The organism is Candidatus Methylomirabilota bacterium, assembly GCA_035315345.1.
GTDB lineage: Bacteria > Methylomirabilota > Methylomirabilia > Rokubacteriales > CSP1-6 > CAMLFJ01.
The window spans coordinates 1-20,000 of record DATFYA010000021.1; the positions used below are offsets into that span (position 1 = coordinate 1).

The window sequence follows — 20,000 nt, forward strand, 5'->3', positions numbered from 1 at the left end:
TGATGTGCGCGGAACCGCCCTCGGCCCGCGTCCGTCACCACGTTCGCCCGAGGTCGCGTTTGATGTGCGCGGAACCGCCCTCGGCCCGCGTCCCTCACCACGTTCGCCCGAGGTCGCGTTTGATGTGCGCGGAACCGCCCTCGGCCCGCGTCCCTCACCACGTTCGCCCGAGGTCGCGTTTGATGTCGCGTAAAGACAGTCGGCTCACGATCGGCCGGCCGTGAGGGCAGAAGTACGGCGTCTGCGTCTCCGCGAGGTCCGCGATGAGCCGCGCCATCTCCTCCCGCTGCAACGGGGCGTGCGCCTTGATCGCGGCGTGACAGGCCACGAACGACAGCGCCCGATGGAGCAGCGGGACCGCCTCGCCCTTGCGCGGCCGGTCGACGTCCTCCACGAGCGCCTCGATCAGCCGCTGCGGCTCCTGTCCGCGCAGCAGCGCGGGCACCGCGCGCAGCACCACCGTCGAGCCGCTCCAGCCCTCGAGCCCGAAGCCCAGGCCTTCGAGCGCGGTCGCCCACTCCTGCACGAGCCCGGCCTGGCCCGCGCCCAGCTCGATCGGCTGCGGGAACAGCAGCTCCTGCGAGGCCAGCGGGCCCGCGTCGAGCTCGCGAAGGAGCCGCTCGAACAGCACGCGCTCGTGCGCCACGTGCTGGTCGACGAAGAACACCTCGTCGTCGCTCGCGGAGACGATGAAGGTGTCCTGCAGCTGCCCGATGACCTGGCCGAAGCTCGCCGCGGCCGTGAAGGCAGCCGAAGGCTCGCGGAACAATGAGACCTGGCCGGACGGGTTGTCCGCGTCGAAACCAGTGACCCCGCCGGCACGAGCGTCCGCGTCGACACGAATGTCCGCCGACTGGGGGAGCGCGGGGGCCATGTCTGGGCCCCCGCGTACAAAAGAGAAGCTTCCCGCAGCAGCAGGCTCCCCCGTTGCTCCGGCCGCGCTACCTCCCTCCGTCCGGAGCCCCCGCTGCGCCTGCACCACCTGGCTCTGGCGGAGCGCATCCTGTACCGCGCGGTACAGCACCTCCTGCACCTGGCGCGGGGAGCGGAAGCGGACCCAGGCCTTGGTGGGGTGGACGTTGACGTCGACTTCCTGTGGAGGCAGCTCCAGGCGCAGGACGGCCACCGGGAACTGGTCGCGCGCGAGCAGAGGCCGGTAGGCCTCGATCAGGGTCTGGGTGAGCTGCGTGTCGCGCACGGGCCGGCCGTTGACGATGAGCACGATCTCGTCGCGGTTGCCACGGGCGAGCTGGGGGGGCGCGACGAGGCCGGAGACCGCGAGCGGCCCGTCCTTGCGCTCGACGTCGAGCAGGCGGGTGGCGCGCTCGAAGCCCCACAGCGCGCCCACCCGATCGCGCAGCGTGCGCGCGCGGGGGGCGCCCAGCGCGGGCCGGCCGTTGTGGGTGACCCGGAAGTGCACCTCCAGGTGGGCCAGGGCGATCGCCTCCAGCAGCCGCATCGCGGCCGCCATTTCACTCGGGGCGCTCTTGAGGAACTTGAGGCGCGCCGGCGTGTTGAAGAACAGGTCCTGCGTCTCCACCGTGGTGCCCGCCGAAGCCGCCACCAGCAGCTTCTCGGCCACCGCCCCGCCCTCGCCGCGCACCAGGGTCCCGGTGTCGGACCCGCGCGGGCACGAGGACAGCGAGAAGCGAGTCACCGCGCAGATGGCGGGCAGCGCCTCGCCCCGGAAGCCGAGCGTCACGATGGCGTCCAGATCGGCATCGGTCGCGAGCTTGGAGGTCGCGTGCCGGAGGAGGGCCAGGTCCACCTCCTCGGGGGACATGCCCACGCCGTCGTCGCTCACCCGGATCAGCGCGCGGCCCGCGTCCTTGAGGTCCACCGTGACCTGCGTGCTGAGGGCGTCGAGCGAGTTCTCGACCAGCTCCTTCACCACCGACGCCGGGCGCTCGACCACTTCGCCGGCCGCGATCTTGTTGACGAGATGATCGGGCAGCCGGCGGATCCGGGCGGCGGTCACGGACGAGCCTTGAGCCGTTGCTGCCACTCGGCGAGCCGGTTCAGGGCCTGCAGCGGTGTCATTGCGCCCAGATCCAGCGCGGCCAGCTCGAGCAGCAGCGGATCACGGGTCGCGGGAAAGAGGCCGAGCTGGGCGGGTTCCTCGGGATCCGGCGTCGGCGTCACCGCCGACTGCAGGCCGTGGCGCTCGCGCTCGAGCTCGCTGAGGATCGCCTTCGCGCGCGCGATCACCGCGGGAGGCAGGCCGGCCAGCCGGGCGACCTGGATGCCGTAGGAGCGATCGGTCCCGCCCGGCCGCACCTTGTGCAGGAAGATGATCTCGTCGTTCCACTCCCGGACCGCCACGTGGAAATTGTGCACCCGGGGCAGCCGCTCGGCCAGCGCGGTCAGCTCGTGATAGTGCGTGGCGAACAGCACCTTCGCGCCGTGCCCCCGGTCGTGGAGCTCCTCGGTCACCGCCCACGCGATCGCGAGACCGTCGAAGGTCGAGGTGCCGCGGCCCACCTCGTCCAGCAGGATGAGGCTTCGCGGCGTGGCGTGATGGAGGATGCTGGCCGTCTCCACCATCTCCACCAGGAACGTGCTCTGCCCGCGCGCCAGGTTGTCCTGGGCGCCGACCCGGGTCAGGATGCGATCCACGAGACCGATGCGCGCGGAGCGCGCCGGCACGAACCCGCCCATCTGGGCCATGAGGGTGAGCAGCGCGACCTGGCGCATGAACACGCTCTTGCCGCTCATGTTGGGCCCGGTGAGGATCATGATCTGGCAGTCGGCCGGATCGAGCGCGACGTCGTTCGGGGTGAACGGCGTGCCCCCCGAGTCGAGCACCGGATGACGGCCGTCGACGATCTCGAGCGTGAAGCCGTCGGTCACCTCGGGCCGCACGTACCCCCGCTCGTGGCCCACCGCGGCCAGCGAGGCCAGCGCGTCGACCGTCCCCACCGCCCGCGCGGTGCGGAGCAGTGGCGCGGCCTGGGCCGCCACCTCGGCCCGTACGCGGCCGAACAGCTCGAACTCGAGCCGCGCGATGCGCTCCTCGGCGCCGAGGACGCGGCTCTCGTACTCCTTGAGCTCGGTCGTGACATAGCGCTCCGCGCCCACCAGGGTCTGGCGGCGCAGGTAGTCGGCCGGCACCTTCGCGGCGTGGGCGTTGCTCACCTCGATCGCGTAGCCGAACACCCGGTTGAAGCGAACCTTCAGCGACGGGATGCCGGTGCGCTCCCGCTCCCGCTGCTCCAGCGAGGCGATCCACTCCTTGCCCTCGCGGGCCGCCTGCTTGAGGTCGCGCAGCTCCGGGTTCCAGCCCTCGCGGATGAGCCCGCCCTCGCGCAGGGCCAGCGGCGGGTCGTCCTCCAGGGCGTCTTCAAGTAGTTTCTGAAGGTCGGGGAGCGGCGTGATCTCCTCGCCGAGGGTCGTCACGAGCGGCGCCTCGAGTCCGCGCAGGTCGTCGGCCAGCCCGGGCAGCCGGCCCAGGAAGCCGCGCAGCGCGATCAGGTCGCGGGCGTGGGCCACGCCCAGGGCCGCGCGGCTCGTCAGCCGCTCCAGGTCTCCCACGCCGTCCAGGCGCCGCCGCACGCCGGCCCGGACCGCCGGCGAATCCACGAGGGCGGTGACGGCCTCCTGGCGTCGCGCGATGGCCTCGCGGTCGAGCAGCGGGCGAAGCATCCACTGGCGCAGCAGCCGCGCGCCCATGGGCGTGGTGGTGGTGTCCAGCGTGGCGAAGAGCGAGCCCCGGGTCGTCCGCTCCTGAGCCGTCTCGAACAGCTCGAGCGTGGCCACCGCGGTGGCGTCGAGCAGCATCGCGTCGCCGCTCACCAGGCGCTGGATGCGGGTGAGATGGGCCAGCGAGTCACCCTGCGTCTCGCGCAGGTAGGCCAGCGCGGCACCGGCGGCCTGCAGGCCCGCGGTCAGCGCGCTGATCCCGAGGCCGTCGAGGCTCGCTCCGCGGAAGTGGGACGCGAGCATCTCGCGCGCGGCGCGCGCGCCGAAGGCGCCGCCGTCCACGCGGGTGATCGGCACGCCCGGCGGAGCCCAGCGCGCCACCCAGGCGTCGTCCGCGCCGCCGGCCAGCAGGATCTCGGCGGGCCGGCGCAGCAGTGCCGCCTCGAGCAGGGCGTCGCCGGCCCCCGGCTCCTCCCCGACCCAGAAGTCGCCGGTGGAGACGTCGATCAGGGCCACTCCGGCGGCCGATGCGGTCGCGTGGGCGGCGAGCAGGAAGTTGTTGCGCGCTCCGTCGAGGAACTGGGTGTCGGTGATGGTGCCGGGCGTGATCACCCGCACCACGTCGCGGCGGACGATCTTGCGCGCCTTCGACGGCTCCTCCATCTGCTCGCAGACCGCGACCTTCTGCCCGGCCCGGATCAGGCGTGCGATGTAGCCGTCGGCGGCGTGGTGGGGGATGCCCGCCATCGGGATCGCCCCTTCGCCCTTCTGCCGCGACGTCAGGGTGAGCTGCAGGAGCCGTGAGGCGGTGTGGGCGTCGTCGAAGAACAGCTCGTAGAAATCCCCGAGGCGGAACAGCAGCAGGTAGTCGGGGAAGCGCCGCTTGAGCTCCCCGTACTGCCGCATCATCGGTGTCAGCTCGGCGGGTGGCGTTTCCCTCACGGGCGCAGCACGGCAGCCAGCCGATCGTAGGTGGCTTCGAGCGATTCGGGCAGCACCCGGGTCTCGCCGATGACCGGCATGAAGTTGGTGTCACCGGTCCAGCGCGGCACGAGATGGATGTGCAGATGGCCGAGCACGCCGGCGCCCGCCACCCGCCCCTGGTTCAGCCCGACGTTCAGGCCGTCGGGATGGTAGACCGCGCCGAGGGCCCGCGAGGCGGTCTGGATGAGCGTCATGGCCTCGGCCAGCTCCTCGGCGGTGGCCGCCTCGATCGAGGGCACGTGGCGGGTGATGACGGCCATCAGATGGCCGGACGCGTAGGGGAACGCGTTGAGGATCAGGAAGGCCCGCGTGCCGCGATGGAGGATGAGAGCGCGCCGATCGTCACTGGACGCGAGCGCGGCGCAGAAGACGCACGCGGCTTCCGGGCCCCCGGCCGTGGACACATAGGACATCCGCCAGGGCGCCCAGAGCCGCTCCACTCGATCTACGTGTTGACGAGCTCGCGGAGGCGCTTGCCGACCTTGAAGAACGGGACCCGCTTCTCGGGCACGCTCACGCTGTCGCCGGTCTTCGGATTGCGGCCCTTGCGCGAATTGCGGTGGCGGATGCGGAAGCTGCCGAAGCCGCGCAGCTCGACCTTGTCACCCTTGCCCAGCGCGTCCGTGATGTTGTCGAACACGGTGTTGACGATGAGCTCGGTTTCCTTCTTGGTCAGGCTCGCCACCTTGGCGACTTCCTCGATCAGTTCCGCTTTCGTCATGGTGACTCCCTTCAGAGGGCCGACGCTGCTCCCGGACCGCCCGCGCTGCCGGCGGCCCGCCCCGATTCACGTCCGCGACCGTACCACGGCAAATGGAAGTTTGTCAAGCAACCTGGGTAGTTAGGGGGCACCCTGCGCCCCGGCTCCGGATCAGGGCATCAGGTAGAGCGGGGTGCGCAGGGTCTCGAGCGCCGGCAGCATGCGCGAGACCTGCCCCAGCCCCAGCTCGCCGCGCAGCAGGTCGCGCAGGGAGAACCGGCGCCGCGGGTAGATCACTCTCGGCTTCGGCGGCAGGCCCGCCATCTGCGCGGCCGCCTCGATCGCGTCCTCGAGGCCGCCCAGATCGTCGACCATCTTGAGGCCCTGGGCCTGGCGACCGGAGTAGATGCGGCCCTCGGCGAATCCGCGGACCTCCTTGGCCTCGAGCCGGCGCCCGTCGGCCACCGCGGCGATGAACTGGTCGTACACGTCGTCGAGGAGCGCTTGGAGAATGCGTCGCTCCTCGGCGGTCATCGGGCGGGCGAAGTTGCCGACGTCCTTGTAGGCGCCGGCCTTGACCACCACATACTCGACGCCCACCTTCTTGAGCAGCCCCTCGACGTTGGCCAGCTGCATGACCACGCCGATGGAGCCGGTCAGCGTGCCGGGGCTGGCGTAGATCCGGTCGGCCGCGACCGCCACGTAGTAGCCGCCGGAGGCGGCCACCGAGCCGAGCGAGGCGACCACCGGCTTCTTGGCCTCGCGGAGCCGTCGCACCGCGGTGAAGATCTCCTGGGTGGGCGCGACCACGCCGCCGGGGCTATTGATGCGCAGCACCACCGCGCGGATGGCCGGGTCGTCGCGGTACTCACCGAGCGTCCGGATGATCGCGTCGGTATCGAGACCGCGGTCCGCCGCGGCTCCGATCAGCCCCTCGACCTCCACGACCGCGACCTTGGCGCCCCCGGGCAGGCCATCATCGGTCACCGCCAGGAGCAGCCAGATGGTGACCGCGAAGAGGACGAGCACCCCCACCCCGGCGCCGAGAGCGATGAGGGCCGTCCGACCGCGTGACGCCACCCGGCGCTACTCCTCGTCGTCGTAGTCGTCACCGCCGCGACGCTTGCGGCCCTTGTGACGGCCCCGGCCCTCCGACTGCACCGGCTCGTCGATGATGGCGGCCAGCTCCTTCAGCGACAGCCCGATGCGGCGCTCGTTGGGATCCACCCGGATCACCATCAGGGTCAGCTCGTCGCCGACGTTGAGGATGTCGGCCGGCGTGGCGATCGGGCGATTCGACATCTGCGAGATGTGCAGGAGCCCGTCCACCCCCGGCTCCAGCTCCACGAAGGCGCCGAAGTCGGTGAGCCGGACCACCTTGCCGGTGACCCGCGAGCCCATCGGGTAGCGCTGGGCCACCGTGTCCCACGGATCGGGCTGGATCTGCTTGAGCCCGAGCGAGATGCGCTTGTTGTCGCGGTCCACGTTGAGGATCTGGGTCTCGATCGGCTGCCCCTTCTTGAGCAGCTCGGAGGGGTGGCCGATGTTGCGCGTCCACGACATGTCCGAGATGTGCAGGAGGCCGTCCACCCCGGGCTCCAGCTCCACGAAGGCGCCGAAGTCGGTGAGGTTGCGCACCTTGCCCTGCACTCGCATGCCGGGCTGGTAGCGCTCCTGGATGGTGGCCCACGGGTCGCTCTCGACCTGCTTCATGCCGAGCGAGATGCGCTTGGTCGCCTTGTTGACCTCGAGCACCATCACCTCGACCGGGTCGCCCACGTTGACCAGCTTCGAGGGGTGTCGGACCCGTCGCGTCCACGACATCTCCGAGACGTGCACGAGGCCCTCGACGCCGGGCTCCAGCTCGACGAAGGCCCCGTAGTTGGTCAGGCTGACGATGCGGCCCTCGACCTTGGCCCCCACCGGATAGCGCTCGTCCACGTTGGCCCACGGGTCGGACGACTTCTGCTTGTAGCCGAGCGACACGCGCCCGGTCTCGCGGTCGAAGTGCAGCACCACCACCTCGACCTGATCGCCGATCTGGAAGATCTCCGACGGATGCCCCACGCGGCCCCACGACATGTCGGTCACGTGCAACAGCCCGTCGATGCCGCCCAGGTCGATGAACGCGCCGTAGTCGGTGAGGTTCTTGACGGTGCCGGTGAGCACCATGCCCTCGGCGAGGACGGAGAGCGTGTGCTTCTTCTTCTCCTCGCGCTCCTCCTCGAGCACCGCGCGCCGCGAGAGCACCACGTTGCCGCGGCGCCGGTTCAGCTTGATGACCTTGGCCCGGATGGACTGGCCCACCATCGCGCCCAGGTTCTTGACCGGCCGCAGGTCCACCTGGGAGCCGGGGAGGAACGCGCGCACTCCCACGTCGACGGCCAGCCCGCCCTTGACCACCTCGGCCACGCGCCCTTCCACCGGCGTGCCCGAGTCGTGCGCCTTGGAGATCTGGTCCCAGACCTTGATCTTGTCCGCCTTGTCCTTGGAGAGGACGATCAGCCCTTCGTTGTCCTCCTTGGACTCGAGGTAGACCTCGATCTCCTCGCCGACCTTGGGCAGGATGCCCGCGTGCCGGAACTCCTCGATGGCGATGGTGCCCTCGCTCTTGTAGCCGATGTCGACGAGCACCTCGCTGTCGCGTACCTCGACGACCCGCCCGCGGACTACCTCACCTTCCTCGACGTCGCTGACGCCGCGGTTGAACCAGTACTCCATGCTCTCCTCGGAGGCATCCCCCACCTCCTTTGCCGTGCCTACGAGGGTCCTCGACTTCCGATTCTCACTGTCCATGACTCCACCTCTCCTTGGATCTAAGTTGTCGGTCGCGCCGTGTGGCCGCGTCCGACATTCCAGCCGTGCTTCAGGACTGCACCGGCACCTGCTGGTCCCGGAGCTGCGCGATCGCTCGCATCATCTCCTGGGCCGCTTCACGATACGCCTCCTTGCGGCCGTCGTCACCCGCTCTCTTTCCCGCCCCGGGGCCCTCGTGCTTGCCCACGTTCTTGCCCACATCCTTGAAGATCAGCGGCGGGCCGAAGGACACCCGCACCCTCGTGGGCCGGGGCAGCGCCCGCCCGCGGGGCAGCGCCGCGCCGCTCCCGGAGACGAACACCGGCACCACCGGCGCGCCGCTCAGCACCGCGAGCATGCCCACCCCCGGCTTGCCCTCGCGCAGCGCCCCGCCCTCCTCGCCCCGCGTGCCCTCGGGAAACACGAGCATCGCGTGGCCCTCGGCCAGCACCGCCAGCGCCGCCTTCAGCGCCCGCACGTCCGAGCCATCCCGCCGTACCGGCCGGGCGTTCAGGGCCCGGATCAACCGGCCGAAGAGCGGGACGCCGAACAATTCCTCCTTGGCCATGAACACGAGCGGACGCGGCGCCGCGCCGCCGATCAGGGGCGGATCGAGCACGCTCACGTGGTTGGAGACGAGGAGCACCGGACCGCTGGCCGGAACCAGGCCCGCGTTCACCACCTCGAGCCGGAAGAGGAGGCGCATCAGCGCCACCGCGATCGGCTTCAGGACCGCGTACAGCATCTCGCCTGCTCGACCACCCGGAGCAGCGTGTCCACCACCTCGGTGATGCCGAGGCCGGTGGTGTCCACCACCACCGCGCCCTCCGGCTTCACGAGGGGCGCCAGCGTCCGCTCTCGATCCTGCCGATCGCGCCTCGCCACCTCGTCCCGCACCGCCTCGAGACTCTCGCCGCTCAGCCCGCGGGCGTTCAGCTCGTTCCACCGCCGTCGGGCGCGCGTGTCGAGATCGGCGTCGAGGTAGAACTTCACCTCCGCCTCCGGCCACACCACGCTGCCCGTGTCCCGTCCCTCCAGCACGGCGCCGCCCGCCGTGGCGAGGTCCCGCTGCGCGGGCGTCATCTTATCTCTCACCGGGGCCAGCGTCGTCAACCGCGACGTGAGCTGGCTGATCGCCGGGGTGCGGATCTCGAGAGTGACGTCCCGCCCGTTCACCAGGACCCGCGGGCCGTCGAGAGTGACCGTGGTGGCTTCCAGCAAGCGCCGGAGCGCGGGGCCGTCCTCGATCGGCACCCCCGCTTCCCGCATCGCCCAGGCGAGGCCGCGATAGAGCGCGCCGGTATCCACCAGGGTGAAGCCGAGGCGCTGCGCGAGCGCGGCGGCCACCACGGACTTGCCGGCCCCGGCGGGGCCGTCGATGGTGATGACGATGTCGCGTCCGCCGCCCGGGATTCTCACCCGTGATGGGCCCCTGCGTGCTCCCTCGTGCGGCGGATGCGGTCGAGCGCTCCCTCGATCGCGGCGGCGTCGCCGCCGTCGATCAGGCGCTCCAGCTCGTCGAGGGCGGCCCGGAACGCGGCGAGCGCTTCCGCGAGGCCGGCGCGGTTTTCCTGGAAGATCTCCCGCCACATCTGCGGATCCGAGGCCGCAATGCGGGTGGTGTCCTTGAAGCCGCGGCCGGCGATCTCGAAGAAGCGCGGGTCCATGCGCACCACCGCGTCGACCAGGGCGTCGGCCACCAGGTGCGGCAGGTGGCTGATCGCGGCGGTGGCCCGATCGTGCGTCTGCGGATCGAGGGTGACGAGGCGTCCGCCCAGCGACTCCCAGAAGCCGCCCACCCGCTTGACCGCGTGCGAGTCGGTCCGCTCGGTCGGGGTCAGGACCACGGTGGCGCCCCGGAAGAGGTCCGGGCGAGCGACGCGGTAGCCGCTCTGCTCGGAGCCCGCCATGGGGTGGCTACCCACGAACGCGAGTGGCCGGGTGCGCGCGAGACTCTCCGCGGTCTCCACGATGAAGCCCTTGGTGCTGCCCACGTCGGTCAGCACCGCGTCGCCGGGCAGCGCGTGCCACACCACCGGCAGCAGCGCGGTGAGGGTCGCGACCGGCGTGGCGAGCAGGCAGAAGTCGGCGCCGGCCACGCCCTCCTCGAGACGGGTGCTGATGCGATCCACCACCCCGTCGCGCAGCGCCGGCTCGAGCCGGGTGCGATCGCGGCCCACCGCCACGATCTCGTCGGCCAGGCCGTCCGCGCGGGCCGCTTTCGCGACCGATCCGCCCAGCAGCCCGAGCCCGACGAGAGCGAGGCGTCGAATCACGCGCCCTTGGCCCCCGCGAGCACCTTCTTCAACGCCTTCACGAAGCGGCGGTTCTCCTCCGGCGTCCCCACCGTCACCCGCAGCGCGCTCTCCATGCCGAAGCTCGTCATCGGGCGCACGATGACGCCCTCCTTCAGCAGCCAGTGGAAGACCTCGCTCGCGCTCCGTCCCACGTCGACCAGAATGAAGTTGGCGCGCGAGGGCGCGTAGCGGAGGCCCATTGCGGTGAACTCCTGGGTGAGGTACGCGCGGCCGGCCTCGATCATGCGCAGGCACTCGACCACGTGCGAATCGTCCTCGAGCGCGGCGAGGGCGGCGGCCTGGGCCACCGAGTTGACGTTGAAGGGCTGCCGGATGCGGTTGAGGAGCGCGATGCAATCGGGATCGGCCACCCCGTAGCCGACCCGCAGGCCGGCCAGGCTCGCCGCCTTCGAGAAGGTGCGCAGCGAGGCCACCTTGCGCCCCTGCTTGAGATAGGCCAGCGAATCGGGGAAGTCGGGCCCCTGCGCGAACTCGAGGTAGGCCTCGTCGAACACCACGATGACCTTGTCGGGGAGCCGCGCCATGAAGTGCTCGACCTCGTCGGCGGTCACGATGGTGGCGGTGGGGTTGTTCGGATTCGCGATGAACACCATCTTCGTCATCGGGGTGATCGCCCGGGCCATCGCCTCCAGATCGAGGCGCTGATCCTTCAGGGTGACCACCACCCGGATGCCGCCCACCGCCTGCACGATCATCGGGTAGACCACGAAGGAGGGATGCGGGATCACCGCTTCCTCTCCCGGCCGCAAGAACGCGCGCACCATCAGCTCGATGAGGTCGTTGGAGCCGTTGCCGAGGATGACGTGCTCGGCGGTGAGCCCGTGCCGCCGCCCGATGGCCTGCCGCAGGTAGTGGCCGCTCCCGTCCGGGTAGCGGTTGACGTGGTTCAGCGCGGTGGCCATCGCCTTCATGACCCGGTCCGACGGAGCCAGCGGATTCTCGTTGGAGGCGAGCTTGATGACGTCGCTGATGCCCAGCTCGCGCTCCAGCTCCTCGATGGGCTTGCCGGGCTCGTAGGGCGCGATGCCCAGGATGTGATCGTTGGCGAGGGACTCCCAGGACACGCTCATTCGGGTCTCCTCATGCGGCCGGATACGAGCCGAGGATCTTCAGGAACTGGCAGCGCTGCCGCACCTCGGCCAGCACGCTCCGGACGTTCTCGGTGTCGCAATGCCCCTCGAAGTCCACGAAGTTGACGTACTCCCAGGGGCGACGTTTCGTCGGTCGGGATTCGATCTTGGTCAGGTTCAGCCGCGCCACCGCGAACGGCTGCAGGATGCTGAAGAGCACGCCCGGCTCGTTCTTCATCGAGAAGAGGATCGAGGTCTTGTCGCGGCCGGTCGGGGACACCGGACGGCGTCCGATGACCAGGAAGCGCGTGGAGTTCGCCGGGTTGTCCTCGATGCGCGGGCGCAGGATCGGCACCCGGTGCACGGCGGCGGCCATGTCGGAGGCGACGGCGGCCACGGTGGCGTCGTCGCGCGCGCGCTCCACCGCCGCCGCGGTGGACGGCGTCTCCTCGGTGACCGCCTCCGGCAGATGCGTGGCGAGCCAGGCGCGGCACTGGGCCAGCCCCTGGGGATGCGAGCACACCCGCTTCACCTCGCCCAGCTCGGTCGCTCGCGAGATGAGATGCTGCGAGATGTCGAGCGTCATCTCGCCGGTGATCGTCACGTCGGAATCGATGAGCCGGTCGAGGGTGACGCTGACCGCCCCGTCCGTCGAGTTCTCGACCGGCGCGACGCCGAACTCGGCGCGTCCCCGCTCCACCTCGTCGAAGATCTCCGCGATCGTGCGCACCGGCTGGAGCTGCGTGGAGGAGCCGAAGCGCCGGGTGGCCGCCTGGTGGGTGAAGGTGCCGGGCGGGCCCAGATACGCGACCCGCAGCGGATGCTCGAGCGCGAGGGAGGCGGACAGGATCTCGCGCCAGATGGCGCGGATGGCGTCGCCCCCCAGCGGCCCCTCGGTCATCGCGACCAGACGGTCGAGGACCTGGGCTTCGCGCTCGGGAATGAAGTACGGAAGACCCTGCTGCCTCTTGAGCTCGCCGATCCGGAGGGCGGCGGTACCGCGCTGGTTGAGGAGTTTGAGGATCTCTTCGTCGAGGCTGTTGATCCTGGATCGCCAATCGTCCAGGTTCATCGGGGGCTCCTGAAGCACATCGGTCGCTTGACCCCGGGCAGTATGCTACCCCCCACGGAGGCTGTCAAGCGCGCTGCGCTCCGCGTTCGTCAACACGCGATGAGCCCCCGGAGGGAGATCGCCGAGGCGAAGCGGCCCGAATTGCACGCGCTTCAGCCGGCGCACCGGGTGGCCAAGCGCCTTGCAGTAGCGTTTCACCTCGCGGTAGCGCCCCTCCGCGAAGGTCACGCTGAGCCACGTGGAGCGCGCACCCGCGGACAGGCGCGTCACGCGGTGGGGCACCGCCGGCCCGTCGTCGAGCGTGACGCCGCGTCGCCAGCGCGGCAGATCCGCCTCGGTGACGCGGCCCTCGACCTCCGCCTCGTACACGCGCGGGATCTCGTAGCGCGGATGCAGGAGGTGGTTGGCCAGCTCGCCGTCGTTGGTGAGGAGCAGCAGGCCCTCGGTGTCGAAGTCGAGGCGTCCGACCGGATAGAGCCCGCGCGCGTGCGGGGGCAGGAGATCCAGCACGACGGGCCGACCGGTCGGATCGCGCCGGGTGGTGACGTAGCCGCGCGGCTTGTGCAGCAGCAGATGCAGGAGCGGCGCGCGCCCGGGCAGCGGGCGCCCGTCCACCGCGATGCGGTCGGCCTCGGGGTCCGCCTGCGCGCCCGGCTCGAGCCGGACCGCGCCGTTGACGGTGACGCGTCCTTCCGCGAGCAGCCCTTCAGCTGCTCGCCGTGACGCGATCCCCGCCTGAGCCAGGATCTTGCTCAGACGTATCGGCGGCAGCGGCGGTCTCTCCTTGTGCGGGCTCGGGCGCGGGCGCCTCGGGGCCGGGATCGGGCAGCTGCGCGGCCGCGCTCTCGGCCAGCTCCGGCACGATCAGCTCGCCCTCCACCTTGGGCAGGTCGCCGAGATCGCGGAGCCCGAAGGCCACCAGGAACTCGCGGGTGGTCTCGTAGAGGAAGGGGCGGCCGGGCGACTCCTTGCGGCCGGCGATGCGGATCATGCGCCGCTCGAGGAGGTTGTCGAGCACCGCCTCCGAGTTGACGCCGCGAATGGCGTCGACCTCGGGTCGCGACACCGGCTGGCGATAGCCGATGATGGCCAGCGTCTCAAGCGAAGGGCGCGAGAGGCGCGAGCGGGTGCGGCTGCGCGCGAGCTTGACGAGCCAGGGCGCGAGCTCGGGCCGCGTCACCAGCCGAAAGCCGCCCGCGACCTCCATCACCTGCAGCGCGCGGCCCTCGGCGTCGAGCCGGGCCCGCAGGCCGTCCACCAGCTCGCGCGCGACCGCGGCGGACTCCAGGTCGAGCACCTCCTGGATGCGCTCGGCCTCCACCGGCGTGTCCGAGGCGAACAGCAGGGCTTCCACGACGTCCATGGGCTCAGGCATCCGGGGATTCTCCCTGTTCGGGGCTCGGTTCTCCGGCCGGGGTCGCGGTGGCGACTCCGTCGACCGGGCGCGGCTCGTCGGAATCGGCCGCGCCTTCGGCGAGGGGCGCCGGCTCCCGCACGCTCACTGCGTGGCGCTCGATGACGATCTCGCCGAAGAGATCGGCCTGGCGGGCCCGCGCCTGGCCGAGCCGCACCAGCTCCAGCAGGGCGAGCAGCGTCACCACCCACTCCGCCCGCACCCGCTCGGCGCCCGCCACCGAGGAGAAGAGGAGTGACCACGTGCTGCGGAGCAGGTCCATGATCTCGGTCATGCGCTCGAGGACGGACAGCGGGTTCGCCTCGATTTGCCGGGGCCGGCTGCGCTTCTGGTCCTCGATGAGGCGCTGCATCGCCCGCTGCAGCAGGTGCACCGAGAGGTCCTCGAGCGGGATGTCCTCGGGCGGCGGCAGCTCCGCGGTGGTACGCCCGAAGATCAGGCTCTGCTCGGACTCGCGCTCGGAGAGCCAGGTGCCGAGGGCCTTCACCCGCGCGTACTCGCGAAGCCGCTCCTCGAGCTCGCGCTTGAGCAGCTCGCCCTCCTCGTCGAGGGCCTCCTCCGGGTCGTCCGGATTGGCGGGCAGGAGCAGCTTGGACTTGAGATAGATCAGCGTCGCGGCCATGACCATGAACGAGCCCGCCACTTCCAGGTCCTGGAAGCGCACCGCCTCGAGATGGCTCAGGTACTGGTCGGTGATCGTGCGCAGCGAGAGCCGCGAGAGGTCCATCTCGTTGGTGCGGCAGAGATGGAGCAGCAGGTCGAGCGGCCCCACGAAGGACTCGAGGCGGACGGTCAGGCCGGCGGAGTCCGCGGAGGCACCTTGGGTGGTTGTTTCGGGCGCGCTCATCTATTCAATGCGGGGGCCCAGAAATGGCCCCCGCACTCCCCCACGCCGCGGACATTCGTGGTGGCAGCGCGCGCGAGCAGGGCGGCCCTACATGGATCGCGTCGGGCCCAGAAATGGCCCCCGCACTCCCCCAGGCCGCGGACCCTCCGTGCGGCGCTCTGGATCGTCATGGCTCGAGGTGGATGGCGTCGCGCACCTGGTTCATGGTGTCGATCGCGTGGGCGCGGGCGCGCTTGGAGCCCTCGCGGAGGATCTCGACGATCTCGGCCGGCTTGTCGACGAAGCGCTGCCGTCGCTCGCGGATCTCGGCCAGCGGCGGCAGCATGTGCTCGAGCAGCACCGCCTTGCAGTCGAGGCAGCCGATGCCCGCGGTGCGGCAGCCCTGCGCGACCCCGGCGCGGGGACCGTCCGGGGTGAAGATCCGGTGCAGGTCGAAGACCGGGCACACGTCCGGATTGCCGGGGTCCGAGCGGCGCTTGCGCGCCGGATCGGTGACCATCGGCTTGATCTTGGTGGTGATCTCCGCGCTCGTGTCGGACAGGTAGATGGCGTTGCCGTATGACTTCGACATCTTGCGGCCGTCCGTCCCCGGCACCTTGGGAATCTGGGTGAGCCGGGCCTGCGGCTCCGGGAACACCGGCTTCCAGGTGTGGTTGAACCGGCGCGCCACCTCGCGAGTCAGCTCGATGTGCGGCACCTGGTCGGCCCCGACCGGCACCCACTGGGCCTTGTACATGAGGATGTCGGCGGCCTGCAGCAGCGGATAGCCGAGCAGCCCGTAGGAGGGCGACTCCAGCCCGAGCTGCTCCACCATCTCCTTGTAGGTCGGCACGCGCTCGAGCCAGCCCACCGGCGTGGCCATCGAGAAGAGCAGGTGCAGCTCGGCGTGCTCGGGCACCAGCGACTGGATGAAGAGGGTGGACCGCTCGGGATCGAGGCCGGCGCCCAGCCAGTCCGCGCCCATCTCGACGGTGTCGCCCGGCACCTCGGCGGTTCCGCCCGGGTTCGTGGTCAGCACGTGCCAGTTGGCCACGAAGTAGAAGCACTCGAACTGGTCCTGGAGCTTCACCCAGTTCTCGAGCGCTCCGAGGTAGTTGCCGAGGTGCAGCTGTCCGGTCGGACGCATCCCCGATAGCACGCGGTCCCGCGATCCGGTCATGACTTCTGGTCGCCCCCTCTGGACTTCCGCGCCCGCTGCGCCTCCCACACCTTCGCCACGCGCAGGAAGACGTACTCGGTGTAGAGGACGGCGAGCACGAACCCGCGCCAGCCGTCCAGGAAGCCTCGCTGCACAATGTACATGGAAAAGAAGCGTCCGAGGGGCCGCGTCACCAGGCTCGACAGGCCGACCGCCTTCCCCCGCCGGATCCAGTCCTGGGCCGAGAGGGTCGAGTAGCGATTGGAGCGGCGCACGAAATCCTCGAGATCCTTGTAGGAGTGGTGCAGGAGCGGCTCGGCCAGCGTCTCCACCTGGCCCGCCACGGTCACCGACTCGTGCACCGCGTTCTCGACGAATCTCCCGGCCGCGCGCCGGAACAGGCGCAGCTGGTAGTCGGGATAGAGGCCGCCGTGCCGCACCCACCGCCCCCAGAAGATGTTGCGCCGGGGAATCGAGTAGCCGTCGGCTGGCCCGTCGTTCTTGACGATGGCCTGCACGCGCTCGCGCAGCTCGGGGGTCACCCGCTCGTCGGCGTCGAGGGACAGGATCCAGTCGCACGTGGCCTGCGCGATGGCGAAGTTCTTCTGGTTCGCGAAGCCGGGCCACGCGCGCACCGAGACCCTGTCGGTGAACTCGCGGGCGATCTGCACCGTCTTGTCCACGGACTCCGCGTCCACCACCACGATCTCGTCGGCCCAGGCCGCGCTCTCCAGGCAGGCGCGCAGACGCTCCTCCTCGTTCCAGGCGATGACGGTCACGGTGACGCGGCTCACGGCTCGAGGCTCGGCGCGGCGAGCAGCGGCAGCGCGGCGTCGATCGCGAGTCGCGGATCCAGGCCCGCCATGGTCCCGTCCGGGCTCTGCACGCCGCGACCGTGCGCGCCGTACGGGCCGTTGCGCTCGGCCCGGGTCGGGCCGAACAGGCCGAGGCTCGGAGTGCCGAGAGCGGCGGCGAGATGGAGGGGGCCGGTGTCGTTGGCCACCATCAGCGCGGCGCGGCGCAGGATCGCGGCGAGCTCGTGCAGGTCCGTCGGCGGGGCGAGGATCGCGCGGGCGGCCAGGCCGTCGCGGATCTGTCGGGCCATGTGGACCTCGTCGGGGCCCCAGAGGAGCAGGATGCGGATGTTCGGCTCCTGGGCCAGCCGCTCGGCGAGTGCGCGGAAGTGCTCCACCGGCCATCGCTTGTTGTCGCGCCCCGCGCCGGGGTTGATCGCCACCAGCAGATCGCGCCGCTTGACGCCCTGCTCGCCCAGGAACTCGTCCATGCGCCGCGTGGAGGCCGGCGGGATCGGGACGTGGAACTCCACCGGCCCGGGATCCACGCCGAGCGGCGCGAGCAGCGACAGGTACTGGTCGACCACGTGGACCGCGCGGGCGGGCGGCCGCACGCGCCGGTTGGTGAAGAGGCAGTTCAGCCGCTCGCGGCAGTGATCGGCGCTGAAGCCGATGCGCAGCGGCGCGCCGGTGTACGCGGTGAGCAGGCCGCTCTTCATGAGGCCCTGCAGATCCAGCGCCACGTCGAAGCGGGCGGCGCGGATCCGGCCGCGCAGCCGGCGCACCTTGCCCAGCACCTGCCGCGCGCCCGCGGGACGCCGGATGAGGCGGCGCCAGAGCCGCGTGTCGACCGGCATCACCACGTCGAGATCGGGATGCCCGTCGAGCAACGCGTACTCTCGCGCTTCCACGATCCAGGTCAGATGCAGCCGCGGGACGCCGCGACGCAGGGCGCGCGCCACCGGCAGCGCGTGGATCACATCGCCGAGCGACGACAGCTTCACGATGGCAACCTTCATCTGCGGGGCCCGGACATGGCCCCCGCACCATGCCACGTCGCGCGCGAGCTGATCGGACTGTCCATCTTCATCTGCGGGGGCCCGGACATGGCCCCCGCACTCCCCCGGTGGCGGACGGGTCGGTGCGGCTTGCGGGCGCTTGGGTCATCGGGGTCGCCGGCCGAAGCGGTCGAGGATGGTGGCGATGAGGTCCTTGGTGGAGTGGGTCTTGGGATCGCCCGCGATCGCCACCTTCGCGCCCACCGACTCGACGGTGGAGCGCTCGGGCACGGTCTGCGCGGTGTAGTCGGTGCCCTTGGCGTGTACGTCGGGACGCAGGCGCGCGATGAGGGCGTCGGCGCTGTCCTCCTCGAAGATCACCACTGCGTCCACCCCGCTCACCGCGGCCACCAGCTCCGCCCGCTCGACCGCCGGCATCACCGGGCGGCCCGCGCCCTTCAGGCGCCGCACCGACGCGTCGGAGTTGAGGCCCACCACGAGCGCGTCGCCCAGCGCCCGCGCCGCGCGGAGATAGCGCACGTGGCCCACGTGGAGGAGATCGAAGCAGCCGTTGGCCAGGACCAGGCGCTTGCCCTGCGCGCGCCAGCTCGAGGCGAGACGGCCGGCCGCCTCAACGTCGAGGACGTCCGCCATCGCTCGCGAGCGCGGCCAGCAGCTCGGGAATCGAGACGGTGGCGGTGCCGCGCTTCATCACCACCACCCCGCCCGCGACGTTGGCGAGCCACGCCGCTTCCCCGGGCGTCGCCTGCGCGGCGAGGGCCACCGTGAACGTGCCGATCACGGTGTCTCCCGCGCCGGTGACGTCGGCGATCTCGTCGCTGCCGTGGATGGGCATGAACGTGACCGGCCCCTCACGCTCGAAGAGGGCCATGCCCCGGCTGCCGCGGGTGAGCAGCAGCAGGCGCGCGTCGAGCCGCTCGAGCACCGCGCGCCCCGCCTTCTCCACCGCGGGCTCATCGGCCAGCTCGGCGCCGGCGAGCGCCTCGACCTCGGGCTCGTTGGGGGTGGCCGCGGTGGCGCCCCGGAATCGCGGCAGATCGTAGCGGCTGTCCACCGTGATCGGCGCCTGGCGCGCCCGGGCCATCTCGAGTACGGTCTCGTAGACGCGCGGAGTGACCGTGCCGTAGCCGTAGTCGGAGACCAGGAAGCCGTCCGCGGTGGCGCCCAGCCCGCGCACGCGCTCGATGAGCCGCGCCTCGGCGACGCCGCTGATCGTGACGTCGGGTTCGCGGTCGAGGCGCACCACCTGCTGGCGCGTGGCCTGGTAGCCGCCGGCCATGATCCGCGTCTTCACCGGGGTGAGCCGTCCCGGCTCGCGCGAGATGCCGTCGGTGCTCATGCCGGCCTGGCGGAAGAGCGCGTCGACCTCGTCGCCCGCGCCGTCCTGGCCGAGCAGGCCCACCGGCAGCACGGTGGCGCCGAGCGCATGGACGTTGTGCGCGGCGTTCGCAGCGCCGCCCAAGCGGACCTCGCGGTCGGTGAAGCGCAGGATCAGGACCGGGGCCTCGCGGGAGATGCGCGCGGGCTTACCGTAGAGATACTCGTCGGAGATGAGGTCGCCCACGACGACCACGCGCCGGCCCGGCATCCGGGCGAGCGCCTCGCGCAGCCGCTTCATCGGAAACACGTCAGCGCCTCGCGTCCATGCGGCCGAGCGCCCAATCGACCGCGTCGAGCAGATCTTCCGCCACGTGGTCGGGGTTCACCGCCTGCGCGTCGCGCTGGTACTCCCACTCGCCGCGGCCGTAGCCGGTGAGCACGAGGACGCCCGCGGTGCCCGCCGCGTGGGCCGCCGCCACGTCGGAGAGCTTGTCGCCGATCATCACCGAGGCCCCGAGATCGAGGCCCAGCTCGGTCGCGGCGCGCTTGATGAGGCCGGGCCGCGGCTTGCGGCAGTCGCACTCGGTCCGATAGGGCGGCCGGCCCTCGCTCGGATGATGCATGCAGACGTACAGGCCGTCCAGCCGCGCCCCGGCCGCCTCCAGCTCGCCGCACATGCGGGCATTGGCCGCGTGCAGGACCGCCTCGGGGAAGTAGCCGCGCGCCACGCCGGCCTGGTTCGTCACCATCACCGCCGCCACGCCGGCCTGGTTGAGGCGGCGCACGGCTGCCGCGGTGCGCGGCAGCAGGCGGATCCGGCCCGGATGATTGACGTAGCCTACCTCCTCGGTCAGACACCCGTCCCGGTCCATGAACACGGCGGGCCTCG

20 protein-coding genes are annotated in these 20,000 nt (G+C 71.3%); all 20 read right to left on the reverse strand.

Annotated features, from left to right (window positions below):
• Positions 1-154: 154 nt before the first annotated feature.
• The 20 genes from mutL to VKN16_03455 all read right to left on the reverse strand — a co-directional run bounded on the left by mutL (position 155) and on the right by VKN16_03455 (position 19,983).
• On the reverse strand, positions 155-1,978 hold the full coding sequence (gene mutL, locus VKN16_03360; protein HME93243.1) for a DNA mismatch repair endonuclease MutL: 1,824 nt from the start codon (positions 1,976-1,978) through the stop codon (positions 155-157).
• Entirely contained in the window at positions 1,975-4,548 is a 2,574-nt protein-coding gene (mutS, locus tag VKN16_03365; GenBank protein ID HME93244.1) for a DNA mismatch repair protein MutS, read from the reverse strand. The genes mutL and mutS overlap by 4 nt, the downstream gene beginning before the upstream one ends.
• Before the next feature lie 29 nt (positions 4,549-4,577).
• The gene (locus VKN16_03370) at positions 4,578-5,036 is read right to left on the reverse strand and encodes an HIT domain-containing protein (protein HME93245.1); all 459 of its coding nucleotides are present in this window, start codon (positions 5,034-5,036) and stop codon (positions 4,578-4,580) included.
• A gap of 32 nt (positions 5,037-5,068) precedes the next feature.
• Entirely contained in the window at positions 5,069-5,344 is a 276-nt protein-coding gene (locus tag VKN16_03375; GenBank protein ID HME93246.1) for an integration host factor subunit beta, read from the reverse strand.
• Positions 5,345-5,494: 150 nt separating this feature from the next.
• Complete coding sequence (sppA, locus tag VKN16_03380; GenBank protein ID HME93247.1) at positions 5,495-6,403, reverse strand: signal peptide peptidase SppA; 909 nt, start codon at positions 6,401-6,403, stop codon at positions 5,495-5,497.
• Positions 6,404-6,409: 6 nt separating this feature from the next.
• On the reverse strand, positions 6,410-8,119 hold the full coding sequence (locus tag VKN16_03385) for a 30S ribosomal protein S1 (protein HME93248.1): 1,710 nt from the start codon (positions 8,117-8,119) through the stop codon (positions 6,410-6,412).
• A 70-nt stretch (positions 8,120-8,189) separates the two neighbouring features.
• Complete coding sequence (locus VKN16_03390; protein ID HME93249.1) at positions 8,190-8,864, reverse strand: lysophospholipid acyltransferase family protein; 675 nt, start codon at positions 8,862-8,864, stop codon at positions 8,190-8,192.
• A complete protein-coding gene (cmk, locus tag VKN16_03395; GenBank protein HME93250.1) occupies positions 8,846-9,538 on the reverse strand; it encodes a (d)CMP kinase in 693 nt (230 codons plus the stop codon). Before cmk ends, VKN16_03390 begins: the two co-directional genes overlap by 19 nt.
• Positions 9,535-10,395, reverse strand: a complete 861-nt coding sequence (locus VKN16_03400; protein HME93251.1) for a prephenate dehydrogenase/arogenate dehydrogenase family protein — start codon at positions 10,393-10,395, stop codon at positions 9,535-9,537. The genes cmk and VKN16_03400 overlap by 4 nt, the downstream gene beginning before the upstream one ends.
• A complete protein-coding gene (gene hisC, locus VKN16_03405; protein HME93252.1) occupies positions 10,392-11,507 on the reverse strand; it encodes a histidinol-phosphate transaminase in 1,116 nt (371 codons plus the stop codon). Before hisC ends, VKN16_03400 begins: the two co-directional genes overlap by 4 nt.
• 10 nt (positions 11,508-11,517) lie before the next feature.
• Positions 11,518-12,579 (reverse strand): prephenate dehydratase, encoded by a 1,062-nt coding sequence (gene pheA / locus VKN16_03410; GenBank protein HME93253.1) that lies wholly within the window; start codon positions 12,577-12,579, stop codon positions 11,518-11,520.
• A gap of 45 nt (positions 12,580-12,624) precedes the next feature.
• A complete protein-coding gene (locus tag VKN16_03415; protein ID HME93254.1) occupies positions 12,625-13,194 on the reverse strand; it encodes a pseudouridine synthase in 570 nt (189 codons plus the stop codon).
• Positions 13,195-13,285: 91 nt separating this feature from the next.
• Positions 13,286-13,954, reverse strand: coding sequence for an SMC-Scp complex subunit ScpB (scpB, locus tag VKN16_03420; protein HME93255.1), 669 nt, complete (start codon positions 13,952-13,954; stop codon positions 13,286-13,288).
• Positions 13,947-14,840, reverse strand: coding sequence for a segregation/condensation protein A (locus VKN16_03425; GenBank protein ID HME93256.1), 894 nt, complete (start codon positions 14,838-14,840; stop codon positions 13,947-13,949). Before VKN16_03425 ends, scpB begins: the two co-directional genes overlap by 8 nt.
• A 166-nt stretch (positions 14,841-15,006) precedes the next feature.
• On the reverse strand, positions 15,007-15,999 hold the full coding sequence (gene trpS, locus VKN16_03430; GenBank protein ID HME93257.1) for a tryptophan--tRNA ligase: 993 nt from the start codon (positions 15,997-15,999) through the stop codon (positions 15,007-15,009).
• Entirely contained in the window at positions 15,996-16,772 is a 777-nt protein-coding gene (locus tag VKN16_03435) for a glycosyltransferase family 2 protein (protein ID HME93258.1), read from the reverse strand. Before VKN16_03435 ends, trpS begins: the two co-directional genes overlap by 4 nt.
• A complete protein-coding gene (locus VKN16_03440) occupies positions 16,769-17,776 on the reverse strand; it encodes a glycosyltransferase family 9 protein (protein ID HME93259.1) in 1,008 nt (335 codons plus the stop codon). The genes VKN16_03435 and VKN16_03440 overlap by 4 nt, the downstream gene beginning before the upstream one ends.
• Positions 17,777-17,935: 159 nt before the next feature.
• Entirely contained in the window at positions 17,936-18,424 is a 489-nt protein-coding gene (locus VKN16_03445) for an adenylyltransferase/cytidyltransferase family protein (GenBank protein ID HME93260.1), read from the reverse strand.
• Positions 18,402-19,409 (reverse strand): PfkB family carbohydrate kinase, encoded by a 1,008-nt coding sequence (locus VKN16_03450; GenBank protein ID HME93261.1) that lies wholly within the window; start codon positions 19,407-19,409, stop codon positions 18,402-18,404. Before VKN16_03450 ends, VKN16_03445 begins: the two co-directional genes overlap by 23 nt.
• A 10-nt stretch (positions 19,410-19,419) precedes the next feature.
• A complete protein-coding gene (locus VKN16_03455) occupies positions 19,420-19,983 on the reverse strand; it encodes an HAD family hydrolase (GenBank protein HME93262.1) in 564 nt (187 codons plus the stop codon).
• Positions 19,984-20,000 lie beyond the last annotated feature (17 nt).